12 protein-coding genes are annotated in these 16,839 nt (G+C 65.8%); 8 read left to right on the top strand and 4 right to left on the bottom strand.

Annotation, left to right across the window (positions count from 1 at the left end; genetic code table 11):
• Nucleotides 1–39: 39 nt before the first annotated feature.
• Nucleotides 40–4,884 carry a RecQ family ATP-dependent DNA helicase gene (locus L1280_RS15335; protein ID WP_253583253.1) on the top strand — a complete coding sequence of 1,615 codons (4,845 nt, stop codon included), beginning with the start codon at nt 40–42 and terminating at the stop codon, nt 4,882–4,884.
• A gap of 41 nt (nt 4,885–4,925) precedes the next feature.
• Here the strand turns inward: L1280_RS15335 and L1280_RS15330 are convergent, their stop codons facing one another.
• Complete coding sequence (locus L1280_RS15330; protein ID WP_253583251.1) at nt 4,926–5,498, bottom strand: hypothetical protein; 573 nt, start codon at nt 5,496–5,498, stop codon at nt 4,926–4,928.
• A gap of 320 nt (nt 5,499–5,818) precedes the next feature.
• Between L1280_RS15330 and L1280_RS15325 the strand changes: the two genes are divergently transcribed.
• The 4 genes from L1280_RS15325 to L1280_RS15310 all read left to right on the top strand — a co-directional run bounded on the left by L1280_RS15325 (nt 5,819) and on the right by L1280_RS15310 (nt 9,226).
• Nucleotides 5,819–6,436: a hypothetical protein gene (locus L1280_RS15325; protein WP_253583249.1), complete on the top strand. Its 618-nt coding sequence runs from the start codon at nt 5,819–5,821 to the stop codon at nt 6,434–6,436.
• 155 nt (nt 6,437–6,591) lie between these two features.
• Nucleotides 6,592–7,083 carry a hypothetical protein gene (locus tag L1280_RS15320; RefSeq protein WP_253583248.1) on the top strand — a complete coding sequence of 164 codons (492 nt, stop codon included), beginning with the start codon at nt 6,592–6,594 and terminating at the stop codon, nt 7,081–7,083.
• A gap of 336 nt (nt 7,084–7,419) precedes the next feature.
• Nucleotides 7,420–8,310, top strand: a complete 891-nt coding sequence (locus L1280_RS15315) for a hypothetical protein (RefSeq protein WP_253583246.1) — start codon at nt 7,420–7,422, stop codon at nt 8,308–8,310.
• A gap of 586 nt (nt 8,311–8,896) precedes the next feature.
• Nucleotides 8,897–9,226, top strand: coding sequence for an OB-fold nucleic acid binding domain-containing protein (locus L1280_RS15310; RefSeq protein ID WP_253583244.1), 330 nt, complete (start codon nt 8,897–8,899; stop codon nt 9,224–9,226).
• Between the two features lie 241 nt (nt 9,227–9,467).
• On the opposite strand, the gene L1280_RS15305 is transcribed toward L1280_RS15310, so the two are convergent.
• Nucleotides 9,468–10,715, bottom strand: coding sequence for an adenylate/guanylate cyclase domain-containing protein (locus L1280_RS15305; RefSeq protein WP_253583243.1), 1,248 nt, complete (start codon nt 10,713–10,715; stop codon nt 9,468–9,470).
• A gap of 3 nt (nt 10,716–10,718) precedes the next feature.
• Complete coding sequence (locus L1280_RS15300; RefSeq protein WP_253583241.1) at nt 10,719–11,426, bottom strand: hypothetical protein; 708 nt, start codon at nt 11,424–11,426, stop codon at nt 10,719–10,721.
• A 540-nt stretch (nt 11,427–11,966) separates the two neighbouring features.
• Between L1280_RS15300 and L1280_RS15295 the strand changes: the two genes are divergently transcribed.
• The 3 genes from L1280_RS15295 to L1280_RS15285 all read left to right on the top strand — a co-directional run bounded on the left by L1280_RS15295 (nt 11,967) and on the right by L1280_RS15285 (nt 15,761).
• Nucleotides 11,967–13,490 carry a hypothetical protein gene (locus L1280_RS15295; RefSeq protein ID WP_253583240.1) on the top strand — a complete coding sequence of 508 codons (1,524 nt, stop codon included), beginning with the start codon at nt 11,967–11,969 and terminating at the stop codon, nt 13,488–13,490.
• Nucleotides 13,491–14,250: 760 nt separating this feature from the next.
• The gene (locus L1280_RS15290) at nt 14,251–15,171 is read left to right on the top strand and encodes a tyrosine-type recombinase/integrase (RefSeq protein WP_253583239.1); all 921 of its coding nucleotides are present in this window, start codon (nt 14,251–14,253) and stop codon (nt 15,169–15,171) included.
• Nucleotides 15,168–15,761 carry a hypothetical protein gene (locus tag L1280_RS15285; protein ID WP_253583237.1) on the top strand — a complete coding sequence of 198 codons (594 nt, stop codon included), beginning with the start codon at nt 15,168–15,170 and terminating at the stop codon, nt 15,759–15,761. The genes L1280_RS15290 and L1280_RS15285 overlap by 4 nt, the downstream gene beginning before the upstream one ends.
• Here the strand turns inward: L1280_RS15285 and L1280_RS15280 are convergent.
• The gene (locus L1280_RS15280; protein ID WP_253583236.1) at nt 15,670–16,233 is read right to left on the bottom strand and encodes a helix-turn-helix domain-containing protein; all 564 of its coding nucleotides are present in this window, start codon (nt 16,231–16,233) and stop codon (nt 15,670–15,672) included. The two genes, L1280_RS15285 and L1280_RS15280, sit on opposite strands and share 92 nt — an antisense overlap.
• Nucleotides 16,234–16,839 lie beyond the last annotated feature (606 nt).

The following is a 16,839-nucleotide window of genomic DNA, read 5'->3' as shown; positions in this document are numbered from 1 at the left end:
TTGGCGGCGCTCCTTCGGGGGCGCCGCTATCCTGACCCTGTGAGCGTTCCCGCCTGGCCCGAGGGCCTTCCGCCTGAAGCTGTGGTGCTGGACCTGGAGCTTCAGGGCGAGGGCTTGCGGGTCGGGGCGATGGTCAGCGGTGGCCAGCCGTGGGTGTTCACGGCGGAGCATCTGACCCAGGTGGGCCTGGTCGTCCCCCGCATCCCGCTGCTGGTGGGGCACAACATCCGGCGCTTCGACCTGCCGCGGCTGGAGCGCCTGATCGGGGCGCTTCCCGCTGACTTCGACCGCCGGGTGGTGGATACCCTGGAACTCGCCAGTCTCGCTTTTCCGGGCGAGCCGTCCCAGGCGCTGGACAAGCTGTACCGCGAGCACGCGCTTCAGAGCGACCCCGTCGAGGACTGCTGCGAGAGTGCGCGGCTCTACACCCGTTGCCTCCCGGCCCTCGCTGGCCTGCCGCCCCTCGTCCGCGCGGTGGCCCGCCGCCTGCTGCCTGCGGGGGCCACCCGGGAGCTCATTCCCGAAGGGGAAATGGAGTGGACGGCGCTGCACGCCCTGCCTATTCAGGGCGAGTGGGCCGCCCTGCGGGCCTATCTCGAGGCACGGCCCCCCGGGGACTGGGCCAACCTTGGAGCGGTGGTGTACCTGCACTGGCTGCTGCGGACCGGGGATCCGGCCTGCCGCCGTCCGGCCTGGGTCTCACAGGAGTTCCCGTCGTTCATGGAGGCCGAGCGCACGGCGTTTCCATCGGCCTGGAGTGACGGGCGACTGCGGGCGGAACTCCAATCGTTCTACGGCGAGGGGTACGACTTCCGCGAGGGCCAACTCGAGATCGTGCGCGCCACTCTGGCAGGGGAGGTCGTGCCCCTGGGCCTGCTCCCCACCGGCGGTGGGAAGAGCCTCTGCTTCCAGTTCCCCGCGCTCCTGCTCAGCAAGTACCACCGGGCGCTGACGGTGGTGGTCTCGCCCCTCCAGGCCCTGATGGAAGACCAGGTGATGAACCTGCGCCTGGCCCTGCCCGGGTGGGGAGAGCGGGCCACCTACCTCGCCTCCTCGCAGAGCCCGCTGGAGCAGCGCAAGGTGCTCGAGGACGTGTGGGCAGGCCGGGCCGATCTGCTGTACGTCAGCCCCGAGCGGCTGCGGAACGCCGGGGTGCAGCGCCTGCTGCGCCACCGCAGGCCCGCGCTGTGGGTTCTGGATGAGGCCCACACCCTCAGCCAGTGGGGCCTGGACTTCCGCCCGGACTTCCTGCGCATTCCCCAGGCCCTTCGCGAGGTTCACGCGGGCGGTGACCCGCCCCTGGTGGGCTTCGTGACCGCGACGGCGACCGTCAAGGTGATTGAGGACCTTGAGACGCACTTCGTGGAGACGCTGCGGGACGTGCTGGGGCGCCCGATGAAGCGGGTGCCGGAGCTTCCGGCCTTTCAGGGGCGCCCGGAAATCGCGACCGAGGTGCGGGAAGTGCCCCAGGGCGAGCGGCTGAGCGTCATCGCCCGCCTGCTCACCGAGCGGCGCGGTCAGGGCGTCGCCATCGTGTATGTCCGCAGCCGGGCGCTGTGCGAGAGCCACGCCGAGGCGCTGGAGCGCGCGGGCCTGCGCGCCGCCCCCTACCACGCCCGCATCCCGGCGGCGGAGAAGCTGCGTGTCTTGCAAGCGTTCAAGGACGGCGCACTCGATGTGGTCGTCGCGACGAACGCCTTCGGAATGGGCATCGACCGACCGGGCATTCACACCGTTATTCACGCCGGGCCCCCGAGTGCGCCGGAGTCGTACCTCCAGGAGATCGGCCGGGTGGCCCGGCAACCCGGGGAGCGCGGGCACGCGCTGATGCTGTGGGAGGAACGGGACTTCGTGAACGCCTTCCGCCTGGAGTCGCAGTCACGGGTGGGCGGCCCCAAGGCCCTCAAGGACTGCTGGGACCTCGTTAAGAAGCGCTTCGAATTGCCGCCCAGCGCCCACTGGGTCTCCAGCCTGGAATTTGCCAGCATCCTCTCCAAGGAAGACCCGGAGGAACTCACCACCCAGGCGCGGGTGGCCCTCTTCGCCCTGGAGGCCTACCGCCTGCTCCACGAGGGGGAGCGCCAGCCGGCCCGGCTGCGCCTGCGGCTGCTGCACAGCGACGCCGCGCCCGGAGTGGAGGCCCTACCCCTGCTGGCCCTGCTGCGGGCCCGCGGGCACCAGCCTGGAGAGGAGCTGGAACTGGACGTGCGTGAGACGGCGCTGCTGGCCGGGCTGCGCCTGCCGAAGGTCGTCACGGCGGCGCGCCAGCTCGTGCGCAGCGGCCATGCCAGTTGGAGCTACCCGGTGGCCCTGCGGGCCCGCCGGGGTGCCCGCGGCCGTCTGGACGCCTGCGCGGCCAGCCTGCGGGCGTTCGCCGCACACCTGCGGGACCACCTAGAGGCGGACCTCACGCACCTCAACCTGCACCCCGTCGACGCGGACGTGCGGCGCCGGCACCGTCAGGCCGATTTCCTCACCGCGCTGCGGGTGCTGCACGCGCTGGACGTCGCACGCCACCGCCGGGCCACCTTCCACGTCCACTTGACGCCCGTGCAGGAAGGGGCGCGGCTCCCCGACTGGCTCGCCGACGCCGAGGAGCGTTTCGCGGGCGTCCGGGCGCTGGCCGATGACCTCATCACGCGCCTCGCGGCCCTGCCGCCCGGCGAGACGCTGGAACTCAACGCCGCTGACCTCGACGCCCGCTTCGAGGCGGAACTCGGTGGCCTGGACGCTCTGGAAGCCCTCTACGCGGTGCAGTACCTGGGGCTGGCGAATGTGGCCCGTGGGGAGAGCGAGACCGGGGGGGTCTTCTACCTGAAGCGTGGACAGCAGCCCCGGTACAACAAGGCCGCTTTCCGCCCCCTGGAAACGCACTACGCGGACCGGGCGCGGCGCCTGCACGCCATGCGGCACCTCCTTCAGCAGCCGGACGAGGCAGACCGGGTGGAGTTGCTGCGCGCCTACTTCACGCTGCCCCTCGAGGCGTTCTGCCAGCGCCACCTGCCCCATCCCGAAGCGGCGGCCACACCCCAGATTCCGGAGTATCGCGAGCGAATCCTGGGTGGACTGAGCGAGGCGCAGCGCCGCGTCGTGACGGACGACGAGAGCCGGGCCATCCTGGTGCTGGCTGGACCGGGCAGCGGCAAGACCCGGACCATCGTGCACCGGGTCGCCAACCTGGTGGCCCTGCGGGACGTGAACCCCGAGCGCGTGCTGGTGCTCGCCTACAACCGGACGGCGGTCGCCGAGGTGCGCGAGCGTTTGGCCGCCCTGATCGGCGGGAGCGGACTGCACGTGGACGTCCTGACCTTTCACGCCCTTGCCCGCAAGTTGACCAACCTCAGCGAGCGGGACGCACCCCGGGAGGTGCAGGCGGAGGGGCGCTTCGACTGGCTGATCGGGCAGGCGGTGGCCCACCTGCGGGAGAACCCGGCGCCCTACCAGTACGTGCTGGTGGACGAGTACCAGGACATCGGGGGCGCGGAGTACGAACTGGTGACCCTGCTGGCCTCCTTCGACCGGGAAGGTGGCCCGGCGGGCGGGGAAGAGGACGACCGGGAACAGCCCGGCTACCTCGTCGCGGTGGGAGACGACGACCAGAACCTGTACACCTTCCAGGGCGCGAGCATCGAGTTCATCCACCGCTTCCGGCAGGACTACGACATCCCCGCGGAGAAGGTCGTGCCGCTGCTGCCCAACTACCGCAGCCGCCCCCGCATCGTGCAGGCCGCCAATACCTTTATCGAGGCGGCGCTGCCGGCCGACGCCCGGTTGAAGGAGGCGGACCAGCGGGTCGTGAGTGTCCGCGAGGGAGAAGGTCAGGTGCGGATCGGGCGCTACGGGCATCGCTATCACGCGGCCCTGGGCATCGCGCGGGAGACGGCGTCCCTGATCGCGGGGGGGAGTGTCCCCCATGAGATCGCCGTCCTGGCCCGTGAATGGTCGCAGCTGGGCGAGGTCCAACATGCCCTGCGCGAGGCGGGCGTGCCCTACCAGCTCTACAACGTGCACGACCAGTTGCGGCCGTCGGGGAGTCTGCTCGGGAGCGCCCTACGCGACGCGCTGACACGGCAGCCGGACGCCCTCGCGCCCGAGGCTCATGCCACGCTGGAGGGGCTGCGCCGTGACCTGGGCCTGAGCGCCCAGGACCGGGCCTGGTCAGCGATCCTGCACGCCACCGACGGCCTGAAGGACGTGACCTGGGGCACGCTGGCCCTGCGCCTCGAAGCGGCGAGGCCGCTGGCACGAGGGGGGGTGGTGCTGAGCACCTACCACAGCGCCAAGGGCAGCGAGTTCGACCACGTCTTCGTCCTGAGTGAAGGCATGCGCCGCCACGGCGTGCGGCCGCCCCCCGACGAGACCCGCGCCCTGTACGTGGCTCTGACCCGTGCTCGGGAGAGCGTGACCCTGCTGCGCCGCGAGGGTGACTGCCATCCCACCCTGCTCGACCCGACCTACCAGGCGGCCCTTCAGGCTCTGGGTGTGGAGGGCCTGAGCCTGCCCACCGACGCGCCCCTTCCGCCTTCCATCCGCTACCGGTTGGAGCCCGACCCAGGGGACCTCTATGTCAGCGCGCCGGAAGTGCTGTGCGCAGAGGGGCGGGACGCCGTCACGCGCTATGCCCGCGAGTGGGGCGACCTGCGCCTGGATGGGCTGCTGCTGCACAGTCCCGGGGGGGCGGTGGCACGCCTGAGCCGCAACGGGCGGCTGACGCAGCGCCTGCGCCGGGTAAGCCGCCAGGGGAACGTGCGCGCCGTAGGACGCACAGTGCTGCGGTGCGAGCGAGACGACGAGTGGTACGCCATCGCGGGATACGAGGGGGAGGCCACCCATCACCACCTCGTGCTGCCGGAGTTCGAGATCCAGGAGCCGCTGAACAGCTGATGGCCCTCACGGCTCAGCCGGAGGGCCACCTCTGAAGGGGGTTAAGGGGTCAGGGGGTGCAGCTGGTCGGCCCCCATCTCCCACAGCCACAGATTCATGTAGGCGAAGACTCCGGGTCCAGGGGGCGCGAGGTTGAAACGCGCCCACAGCAGGCCGTGGGATGTGAGGTAAGGCGGGGTGAGTTCGAGATCGAGGGGGACGGGACCGTGGGAGTCAGCCGTGACCCGCAGGTCCCCTGGCACGCCCGGCAGCCACAGGCGGTCCCCTCCCACCGACCAGTGGATGAGGTCGTGGCCGACCGCCGCGTAGTAGGTGGTGTCCAAGTCCAGCACGGCCTGTGCCCGAGGGTCGTTGCGGTGGTCCTGCGCCCAGCGGGCCGCTGCAAGCACCGGACGGTAGGTAGGGCGGGTCGCTGGGATGTAGGCCTCCAGAGTGGCTGCGGTATGCGGGGACGGTTCGGTGGCCGCCGGCAGTGCGACCAGCCACACCTCGTTGATGGCCTCGACGGCCACCCACTGATCGGAGGTCAGCGTGACCGTCAGGCGGCGAGAGGGCGGCAGGCTGCTCAAGGGCAGGGCGAGGAGGGAGGTGGGGGCGGGTGCAGATGGGTTCATGGGACTCCTTTGTGGGAGGAGGAATTTATGTCTAGACATGCCCCTCTCCCGTGGCCACTTTTTCGCGGGCCGTGGGCGTCAGCCCCGGCCCGCGTGGGCATGGATGTTCGTCTGGAATTCGCGTCTGGAAGCTGATTTCTTAGGCTGTCAACGAAAACAAGGGCGTTTGATCCTATTTTTCGTTTCGCGGTCGTTAAATGCAATTAGCGTCCTGCTGTTTCATTTGGTGTGCCTTCGCGTAAATTAAGACTTCACTTGCTTTAATTTAGCAAAGGCTATATGAATAAAAAGCGGTGCTAATTGAGCCGCAGAGGAGGTAGATGAACCCACACTTCGAATTGCTGCCGCAGGATTTGCAGAAGCTGACACGTATCCTGCTACTCACGTCGTCTGTGCGCGCGGATTACCGCTCGTACGCTCCCGCTAACATTGCTGTCGGCGTAGCCAGCCGACTGCTGCACGTACAGACGGTGGCGTACGGCGGGCAGGACGTAAAGCTGTACACGCCCGGCTCCAGGTTCAACGTTTTTAGCGGCGAGCGCCGGACACCCCCGGTGCCTCAGCGTGCGCTGGAGCTGGCTTTGTTGCTCGAGCTGGCGGCTGTGAGGACCGATGGTGCCGAAGACGCCCTGTTTTCCCGGCAGCGGCACGCGCTCGTGGTCCGCGCCGGGGAGCATCAGGGCGAGGTGCACATGGTGCGTGTCGAGCCACCTGACGTTAAAAGTGTCCGGCGAGCCCTGCACGATCTGCTGGGTGGGGACCACCACGACGCCCGGCTGGGGCCGCGGAATGACTACTCCGGTGGTGTGGCCCGGCACGTCGTCGTGCACGCCCCGCCTAATCACGTGGACAAGCTCCGCGTGGGCCTCGCCCCGCTCCTCGAGCGAGGTGGTCTGAGCCTAGCCCCTGTGCTCCTGAGTGAATGGCCCCCGCAGTGAGCCGTCGCGCAGTGGACCAGGCTGTCCTCGCTGCTACCGCGGACCTGCCCATGCAGCTCAAGGCGGACCGAGTGACCGGTCTGGCCACGTTGTGCCAGCGCTACCGCCTGGACCGACCGACCATGCTGGCCGCAGTCTATGGCCACGGTGCTCACGTGTCGGTTATCAACGTGGAGGCGGTCCGGGGACGCCCCAGCACCTATGGGCAATACCTCGTGGTCCACATGCACCACAGCCCCGTGTCGTCCCACCACACCACCCTGGCCCACTACGCCGGAACGGCCGCAATGCGCCTCCTGATTGGCGCGGAGCCGGAGCACTGGCGGCATGCCGGTACGGGCGGCGACCAAGCAACCAAACCCGACAGCTACTGGCATCAGCCTGGCGGCCGCGAGTGGGACGTGGAATTCGACCGCGGAACGTACAAACCAGGCAAGGTGAAGGACAAGCTCCGGGCCAGCATCGTGCTGAGCCGCCCGGTGGTGTGGGGGGCACCCATCGACTGGCGGCTCCTGGCAGTTGGGCGGCAAGCGGCGCGGCTGAACGCGGAGGTCGCGGCGGAGCGGCAGCGGCACGGGCTGTACGTGGGGGGGCCGGTCGAGGTGCGGCTGCTGATGACCTACTGGCACGTGGGGAGCGAGGCGTGATGGGCGGGCAGGGGTATGACACTGTCGCTGTTTTGACAAGGTTTGCCCGCGCCCCCCTGACCCTGGGTTATATCGCCAGCGATTCGCCACGCGTGCCTGACCCGACAACAGCTCGTTCGCCTGTGTTTCCCACTTGGACAGGGGGAAGGGCCAACTTCAGTTTCCTGAACATTCGCCTGCGTTTCCGCTTGCGCGGCCATGACAGGACGACTGGTCTGCATGGGTTGCTCTGTTCGCTTGGTGCCGGGCCGCCGGATGAGGCGACTGGCCTACCGCCGTAGACGCCGTGCTCGCCCCCTCCCCCGAAGAACCACTGCAAACATTGGAGGCATCGCATTGTTCCAAGACATCACCATGGATCAACTCGCTGAGGAGACTGGTCGCCAGTACAAGCAGGTTGCCAAGCTCGTGGCAGAGTACAGACGCGTTGCCGGGGTCGAATTCGAGGGCGACGGCAGCCGCAAGTTAATTCCTCGCGAGGTGGCCGACGTGCTGGTCGCCGTAGTCTCGAAGGTGGGCCCTGAGGGACGTCTGTCCTACCGGATGGCCATCGAGGAGACGCAGATCGAAGCCGACCGGGCACGCATCCTGGCTCAGCCCGCCGACATCCTGAGGACCATCCGCGCGGTTGAGATCAGCGTGAATGCTCTAGAGCGGCTGCTCGCGAGGGAACAACTCCAGCGACCCGACATCGATCTCATTGACGCCCAGTTCATGCGCATTGCCCGTCGCTTGCGCCACCTGCTCGCCGAATGCGATGGCCTGATCTTGGAGGACAGCGTATCCACGCAGGTGCAGGTCGAACTGCTCCACGTCGTGCGCGAGCTTGCGGCCCTCTTCAGGCGCATTAGCCTCTTCGACGCGACCCTCGCCACCCTGCGTGCCTCTTGGCGGGAACGCGACGACTCGGCTTACGCCGAGTTTCAGGCCTTCGTAGCCGCTCGGGCCCAACCGCCGTTCCTGCCGGATGCATCGCCGACCGAGGCGTCTAAGGGCGTCGAGGCACTGGCAGCCCCAGGGTACGAAACGGGTGTCGCAACGTCCACGAACTCGGAGGTTGCGGCTCAGGGCACGTTTCCGTTCGTCGGCAATGACGCCCAGGTGTTCTTGGACTCTTGGTGTGACCGGTATCCGGACCTGAATAGCGGCCTCTTTAAGGGGGATCAGCCGCAACCTGCATGCTTAATGTGGGAGGCCCGAAACAACTGGATCCCCCCCATCGGGTGATGCCCACCCCCACAGCGAGATTTATTAAGGCACCCCCTAGCCTGCCTGCCTGATGCAGAATCAAGAGCAAGGCATTCCTCCCAAGCCCCCACGCTGGCCCCTGCTGGCGTGGGGTGCCGCTCTGCTGATGGCTGGGATCTGGGTCAGTGACCTGCTGGCCCAGCGCAATACGCCCGTTCAGGCACAAGTGCGAGCGGCAACGCAAGTTTCGACTCCAACCGGACAAGAGGTGCAGCCCCCATCCGCCATCATCCCCTCTTCGGGCCAACCGTCGTCCACACCTACCCCGCTCGTCACTCCCGAGCCAGAGACGGCTTCAGCGGTTTCTGCTCAAGCTCCGGCTAGCACGAGCGAGCAAGCAGAGGCTCCACCTGCTGCCAAGGTAGAGATGATCGCCACACGGGGGCAGGTGCAGAAGATTCTTCGAAGCGAACGTGGCTTCCTTAGAATCGTCGTTGCTCAGGAGAACGGGGACGAGATTACCCTGACCGCTATGCCTTCACTGGGCGTCCTTGACCCGATGCCGGGGTTGGGGGACACCATCGAGGCCACGGGCCTCCCGACCACTTACCGAGGACAACCCCAGGTGAAACTTGAAGACCGGCACGCCATCACGGTGCTCGCTCAGGCCTCGACGATGGACAGTTCGGCTGCCGCGGCGCAGCAGGGGCCGGTGCAGGTTGACGGCCGCATCACCTCGCACCGCGAGTACGAGGCCAGCAACGGGCCGATGCTGCTGTTCACCCTTGACAACACGTTGAAGGGAGTGATGTTCGCCAGCGTCTGGTCTCAGGCCGACCGCGCGGAAATCCTGAGGCTGGCAGAGGAGGGGGGTACCGTCCGCATCGAGGGCAAGATGACGACGTACAGGGGCGAGCCCTCGCTTCAGGCGCAGTCCATCGTGGCTGTCCCATGATCACGCTCGCCCTTGACGCGCGCCTGAGCGCTCCGTCTGAAACGAGCATGGTCGAAATCCTGGGGTCCCTTGGGTTGAGTCTGCTTGCGGGAACCGTGGCGTACCTCGTTCGGACGACGGCCGCACACCGACGAGGGTGAGAGGAGCAACTCGTACTGGAGTGCACCCCTGGGGCGTGACCGCGTAAACAGCGTGGCTTGAAAGCTGCGTCAAGGGGCGCCTACCCGGACGGCTTTGGAGGTCAGCCGATGAGCACGCGGCGCAAAGCGCGGGCAACGGGAACGCCGTTCTTCTTGATGGTGCATACCATCAGGTGCGTCCCGCGGTAACGGGTGGACTCCATGTTCACGGCCTGTCCATGGTTACGTCGCCAGTAAGTCTGCCCCGCCCCGTAAGCTTCCCCGCCGTTGTTCACGACCTCCCACTCAACCTCGAAGGGCGGGGGCACAGTGTGCTCGACCTTAAACCGCAGGTGCCAGCCTTTCGGAAGTTTGCGCAGGCTGTTGTACTTCAACTTCCACGGTCCACCTTCCCGAGCGGCCACGTGTGTCACCAGCCGGATGCTGTGCGCGGCGATGGGCAGCAGTTCGTTCGCGCGGGGGTTCGTGTACTCCCCGCGGGGCTCCCAACCCGGGTAGGCGGACCCCATGTTCTCCAGGGTGGCCTCATCCTCGGAGTCGATGAACGACACCCAGTCGAACACGTACGACTTCTTAACCCGGACCTCGTTCTTATACTGGCGCCGGTACTCCGCACCGCGCCGGAGGATGAAGTCGTCTGGGATGGATAGCAGGTCCACAATGCCCTCGCCGAGGCCCAGTTCATCCGCACCGACGCTCTGCTGTACCTTGGCGGCGAAGTCTACTGGGAAGCCCGTGGCTTTCACCTCGGAGGTCCCGAGGACCCCGTACTGCCCCCATAGGGCGGTGCCGTACTCGATGCCCACCCGCATCTTCACCGGGGCGTCGAAGATGCCCTGCTCCATCAGGAAAGTGCTGACATCATCACGGATTAGGGTGAGGAGATATGCGCCCGCACGCAGGGCCCGCGTGGCCCCCAGGCGGGGGTCCTCGCCCGGCGCGCCGAAGAAGGCCATCACCCCATCGCCTGGAATGTTGTGGACGTGCCCGTCGAACGCGTGTACCGTGTCCACGGCCGTCTTGATCACACGTGCTTTGATCTCCCGCACCTGGTCGAGGGGGAGGAACAGCGCGTACTTCGTGAAGTTGCGCAGGTCCGCGAACATGGTCGTGACGGGCGCCTCGCGGGTCTCGTCGGGGCGCGGGTCGAAGCCAGGGTGTCCCCCAAGCGTGCGCACGGCGGACAGCAGCCCGGCCTCCCGCAGGAGGGTGATGGTCGGCTCGGCGTACGAGCGGATGCCTGACGAGCCGCCAGGCTGTACGGACTTGGCAATGGTGCGGCCGCGGCTGAGGTCTTGCAGGTTGTCTCGCGCCACGGCACGCAGCGCCTCACGAACAGTTCTTGCCATCGATCAGCCTCCCAGGTTGAATAGGGCTTTGAGGTAGAAGAGGACCAGGCCCAGCCCGAAGGCGAAGAGGGCATGACGGACGAACCGCAGGGCGCGGGTGACGCGTTGCGTCTTGACGGTGCGGATGTAACTGAGGAGCAGTAGTTCCTTCATCAGCCGCTGGTTGAGGTCCTCCTCGTGCGCGGCGCCCAGCGTGGAGGCGTACTGCGGCAGGGAGACGCACAGCCTGACGTCGGGATGGGGGTTTCGGAGGAGTTCGCCGAGGGTGAGGCGGCGTGACAGGCCGTCTGGGAAGAACAGCTGCCGCTGCGTGTCGTCGAGTTCGAAGGCGTCTGCGCCGTCAATGTGCTGGACGGGTTGACTGACCGGCACGACGGCCTTGGCGGCCATGAACACGGCGAGGGCGACCAGGACCGCTGAGGTGAGGAAGGCGGCTTCCGCTCCCAGTTTCAGCCACAGGCCGGCCGCGGTCACGCCTGGGCCTGGTGTGGTGAACGCCTGCTGCACGGTGGTCCGCAGCACCTGTCCCCCGATGACGTCCCCCACCTTCGGGTACGCGGCCAGGGCGGAGGCGGCGATGGTCAGCACCACGGCGATCACGCCCGCCTTGGACTCCGTGAAGCGAAGGGTCTCCTGAACGTCACTGATGGCCGCTAAAAGAAATTCCCGTTTCTCCGAGTGGAGTGCGGGTGGTGAGGGAGAAATCGTCATCCGGTTCATTATACCTGGGGCATAACCACGCCCCGTGGTTCGTGAAATGGCTTATTGACAGTTCATTCGACGTTCCTCTGGGCGGCCGAATCTCTGTGTGCAGTAAATGCTGTAGTTGGTGATGTCACTTGCAGCGAACGTGCGGCCTAGGCGTGTCGACCTGGGTCCATAAGGTTCGCGTAGTGGCTGGAGGTGCCGGGCAAGCTTCTCACAGCGAGTCCCGCTTTATTCGGACCATGCGAGGGGCCTTCGCTGTACGCGCCATTGAAGTTGATAGCGTGAGGACGCGCACTCACGTCCATCCCGTCGTGCGGGTCGGTCTGCTCTATGAAGCTTGGGGCTGCCTGGCGTTGGACGTACCGCTGTGCCGCCACAAACGGGCGGCGAGGTGAGGCTAGCTGCGGGACAGGCGCGTAACATGTTCCTCGCAGGTCGCGCCGTGTGCGCGGGCGACGGTCGCCGCGGCCACAAGAAGGCGCTCTTCCGAAGAGCGAAAAACTACGCGCTGTCGAAGACCTCTTGTGCTCTCCTATGAGGCGTATGGGCGTCGACATCTACTTCAGCGACCACTTCAAAATTAGTCCTGATGTACTGGAGGAGTACGGCGCGCTGGACATCTCCCTCATTAACGACCTGCCGATGTTCGTGGACCCGTTCCTGCTCTTCGAGAGCGACTCACCCGAACTGAACCAGCTGCACGAGGACATCGTCCGGTACGTGAAGTACCTCCGCGACCTTGTGAACGGCCCCAAGCCCCTGTCGGCTCCCACTGTGGAGCGGTTGTTCTACTTCCCTGAGGTGAAACAGAACTGGTTGGGGTTCAGCAAAACGGGGAACAGTGGCGCTGGGCTGGGAAAAGCGTTCGCGCAGTCGATGGTCAGGAGTATGCGGGGGGCGCTGAAGAACTTCGGTGAGGAGGGCATTTCCGAGTCGGCGCACATCGAGAAGTTCGCGCTAATCAAGGACGGGGTGGGCCGCGACCTGATCAGCGACTTCACCGTGAACCTCATCAAGCGGTACCTGCTGGAATACACGCAGACGTTCGCCCAACGGCACCTCCAGCCGTCCCAGTGCCGGACGTTCGGCGTGAACAAGGTGGAGTTCGACTACGAGAAGCAGGTGTGGACACGCCGGACCTTCGTGCTGCCCGTCTACAAGCGTGACTTCGTCCTCCTGACACCCAAGGCCATCCTCACGCGCGACGAGACGTGGATCAACCGCCCGGACATGCTGGAACGGTTCCTCGACATCGTCGTCGCCATGCGGGACACGCAGTTGCGTCAGGCGCTCGCCGACCTGCTCCTCGACGCCGTGGTCGAGAAGCGCGGCATAAGCAAGTCGGACATCGGCGAACTCGGGACCACCCTGCTGGAGCGGTACCCGCAGATCCTCGACGAGTACATCAAACTCAAGGAGGACAACGGCGAGGGCGCCGTGTCCGTGAGCGCCGAGAAAGTCCAGCGGGTCGAAGCGCAGTTCATCCTCGCCATCCGCGAGATCGTCGAGAAGCTGGCGGAGCTGGGCTTCTACGCCATCCCCTCTCTGCCGAACAAGATCGGGGCGAACTCCTACGAGGAAGCGATGCAGCGCGTCACCTACCTGCGGTCCGTGATCGAGGACAAGGACGGGTATCGCATCTTCTTCAAGGACGGGCAGCGCAGCGTCAAGGAGGACGACATCCAGATCATGTTCCGCCTGACCTGGCTGGGGTCCCCTTTCGACGTGAACCGCGAGGTGAACAATGGGCGCGGGCCAGCGGACTTCGTGGTCTCCCGCGGTGCGGCGGACAAGACCATCGTGGAGTTCAAGCTGGGGTCGAGCACCAGCCTGAAGCGCAACTTGCAACATCAGACGGACGTGTACGAGAAAGCCGGGGACGCGCAGAGGAGCATCAAGGTGGTGCTGTGCTTAAACCCGTCGGAAATCGCCAAGGTGAAGGGGGTCCTGCGGGAGCTGAAGCGTGAGGGGGACGAGTCGGTGGTCATCATCGACGCCACGCCCAACAAATCGTCCGGGTCGAAGGCCGACGGAAGCTCTCCGACAACGGAAGGGAACGCCTCCTGATGGGCGAGGGTCAACAAGCGAACGCGAGTAGGAAGGTCCTGGATTAGTTTCTAGCGCTTCCCGGGCCATGCGTGTATAGGTGAATCTGCGGCGTGAACTTCCCAGCTCAGGATGATTCAGACGCTCTCAGGGTGATAGCAAAACCTGGCCGTTTCCATCTGCTTCAACCGGTGCTTGTCCGCTCAAGACGATCTCGGCGCCAAGTGCAAGTAGCGATACTGAGCATCACCTGCACAGGCTGCTGACGCGGAGGCGCCGGCCTGTGGGATGCCTAACGTCAAGACGGCAAGGGCTCGATCTAAGGTCAACTGATGGGCTGAGAACGAGCCCCAGGCGGCCTGCCCCTCTTAGTCTGACGCTGGCATTGTTTCCCCAGGCCCTGCCACAGCGTGCCCAATTTGTGCCCAAACCCTTGGGTATAATTGGCTTCGACCTGGTCGCGCGTCGAATTTAAGCAGACGTACGGTTACAGAAAAAACGTGTCTGGAACGGCTTCCTTGAGCGCGAGGTGTGTCGAAGCGGTGCGTATAGCAACGTTGGCCCAGTCGGCTGAAAATCGTTGGGTCGCCGGTTCAAGTCCGGCCCTGGCCACCAACCCAGAAAATGCCCGTCTAGGACGGGCATTTTCGTTTTGGACTCGTCACAATGAGCGACATGAGAATCGCGGGATAGTGTGCTTCCCATAGCGAAGTTCCAGAGCAAACGATTCGGATTCTCTGCTCACTGAAGCCCAGAACAGATGCCGTCGAAAGGAGCAGCCATGCACCTCGACGAACTCTGGCAGCGGCATACCCGGCACCTCAAGCTCCGCAGGCGCAGCCCCTACACCCTGACGTACTACGACGCCACCGCCAGGGCTTTGCGGGCCTACCTGGAAACCCAGGAGCACTGCCTGCGGGCCGAGGCCGTCACCGTGGGAGACCTTCGCGGCTTCATGGAACACCTTGAAGCGAAGGGTCTGGCCGAAGGGGGGATTGACGCGCACTACCGGGCGCTCAAGGGCCTCTTCGAGTGGGCCGTGAAAGACGAACTCCTGGACCGCAATCCCACCACCCGTCTGGAACGCATCAAGAGGCCCCAGAGGCTGATGGTGACGCTGAGCGGCGAGGAGTACCGCCGAATGCTGGCCGTCGCCCGAAAGAGCCCTTTCCGTGACCGGGAGACAGCCATCGTCGTCACCCTGTTCGATACCGGGCTCCGGCTGGCCGAAGTGGCAAGCCTGACCGTGGAGGACGTGCGCTTCACTGATGGCCTCATCCGGGTCATCGGCAAGGGAAACAAGGAGCGGGTGGTCCCCCTGGGGCAGATGGCCTCCGAGGCACTGGACCGCTACATCCGCAAGAGCCGCAAGCCGCGCCACGCCTTCACCCAGCACGTCTTCCTGGGCCGGGTGGGCACGCCGCTGACCCGCTCTGGGGTCTCGCAGGTGCTGGCCGACCTCGCCCAGCAGGCCAAGGTTCCCAGGGCACACGCGGCCCCCCATGCCTTCCGGCGGGCCTTCGCCGTGAACTACCTGCGGAATGGGGGGGACGTGTTCTCGCTCCAGCATGTGATGGGCCACTCCAACCTGGACATGACCCGCCGCTACGTGAACCTGCTTCCCGAAGACCTGACCAGGGTTCACGCCCAGGTGTCGCCTGCCGACCGCATGGACGCTGCCAAGACTGGGGGCCGCCGATGAGCGACCGCCAAACGCGAGAGGGCACCTTCAGCGAGGAGCAGCGGACCCGGTTCACGACGCTGGCTGTTCGGCGGAATCTGAGCCATGTCCGCTGGCGGGAGGTGAACCCCTACGGCATCACCAATCCCGTCTCTGTGGGGCTCCAGCTTGCCGCGACGCTGCTGCTCTGGATAGCCACCAGTCCCTTGGAGCAGGCCATGAACGAGCTGGACGGTGACCCGTTCAACCCGAAACTCAAGCGGCACTGGGGCGAGCCAGACTTCCAGCCGGACCATCCAGAGGGGCTGCGGGCCAACCTGCCCCGCTGGCGGGAAGCCATCGCGCAAGGTAAGGTCGAGATGGTGCTGGGTGGGGACGGCTGGCACGTCATCGGGCTGCGGGCGCGGCTGGGTGAGCCGGGTGGGGACAGCCCCGTGTGGGAGATGACCCTGGACCGGGAGCGCCTGGAGTTCATCGTGGACACCCTGGCCTGGGCACTGCCCTTCTGGCGTACTCCCATCACGCTGCCAGCGCCATCCGCAGCAGATGCAGGACATTCCGAAAAGACGCGTAAGGGCAAAAAGGGGAATCCGGCTGAACCCAGAGATTAGGCTTCCACAGCGCCGTCGGAATGCAGTACAGATGCTGGAGTTCTCCACCTTCCTCAATGACGAGCACCAGGAAGTCGGAGTCTGCGTGGAAGTCCTTGGTGTACCGGTACCGGGCATGGTTTGAGCTGCGCTTCGTGTTCAGCCGGAAACGGTAGCGCCCTGCCTGGGGCTTCTCTGAGGTCTTGACCTCCAGGCGCAGCGAACCGGACTGGAGGTCGAAGGGATGACCGTGGGGCATGACCACCGCAGGTAGACCTCCCCGGCGGAGGGCTTCGGCCACAAGCTGCTCGCCCCGTCTGCCGAGGGTATTGCGGTGGTCGTTGCTCCCCAGGCCGAGTTGCTTCTTGTACCGCTTGACCTGGGCGAGGCTGACGCCAAGTCGGTCGGCAAGAGCCTGGTTCTTCAACCCCTGGGCGTGGCTTTCCAGCAACAGGGCTGTCATCGATGGGGTGAGATAGGACTTTCTGGACATAGGGACCTCCGGAAAAGGAAGCCGCCCAGCAGAAACTGGGCGGTCGAGATGTTTGGGTGGAATGGCGGAGAAGAAGAATTTGGATTCAAGAGAAATCTATTGGCTGAGAAAAGAGTTGCCCCTTGTGGCCGCGTCCGCGAAGGCGACATTTGCCCGGTTCGGAAGACGTGGTGAAGCCCCTTCCACACGTTTGACGCACCCGTTGCGGGGGACTTCGCAGTATTTCTCCACGCAGATGGGTGGATAACGCGGAGGTGTCCCCTTTCATGGGCAATCCGGCTGCGCAGCAGCCCCGGCGAAGCCGGAGACTGCGCGGCAAAGCGGGAATAGCCGGACAGGAATCTCGATTCAGTGGGGTTGAGGGGCGGGGGGGGGACCCGCAACCCTGCCGCCTGTCCGTGTTGGGGGGCTCGTCGAATTAGGGGAGGGGGGGAGGGTCCGGAGAGCGAAAAGCAACCGTGGGGCCGCCTATTTTTAGGGGAAGGACTTGGTTCCTGCTCAATCCAACTACTACAGCGTTCATTTAATACGAATGGCTTCGTAGTGCCGTCCTAGCGTCCGGCGGGCGACCTGGGTGGAGAACTGCCAGTTGAGGGTGACGCCCGC

Source organism: Deinococcus sp. HSC-46F16 (assembly GCF_024171495.1).
Taxonomy (GTDB): domain Bacteria; phylum Deinococcota; class Deinococci; order Deinococcales; family Deinococcaceae; genus Deinococcus.
The sequence above is the reverse complement of the archived record's forward strand: the minus strand, read 5'-3'. Positions and strand labels throughout refer to the sequence as shown.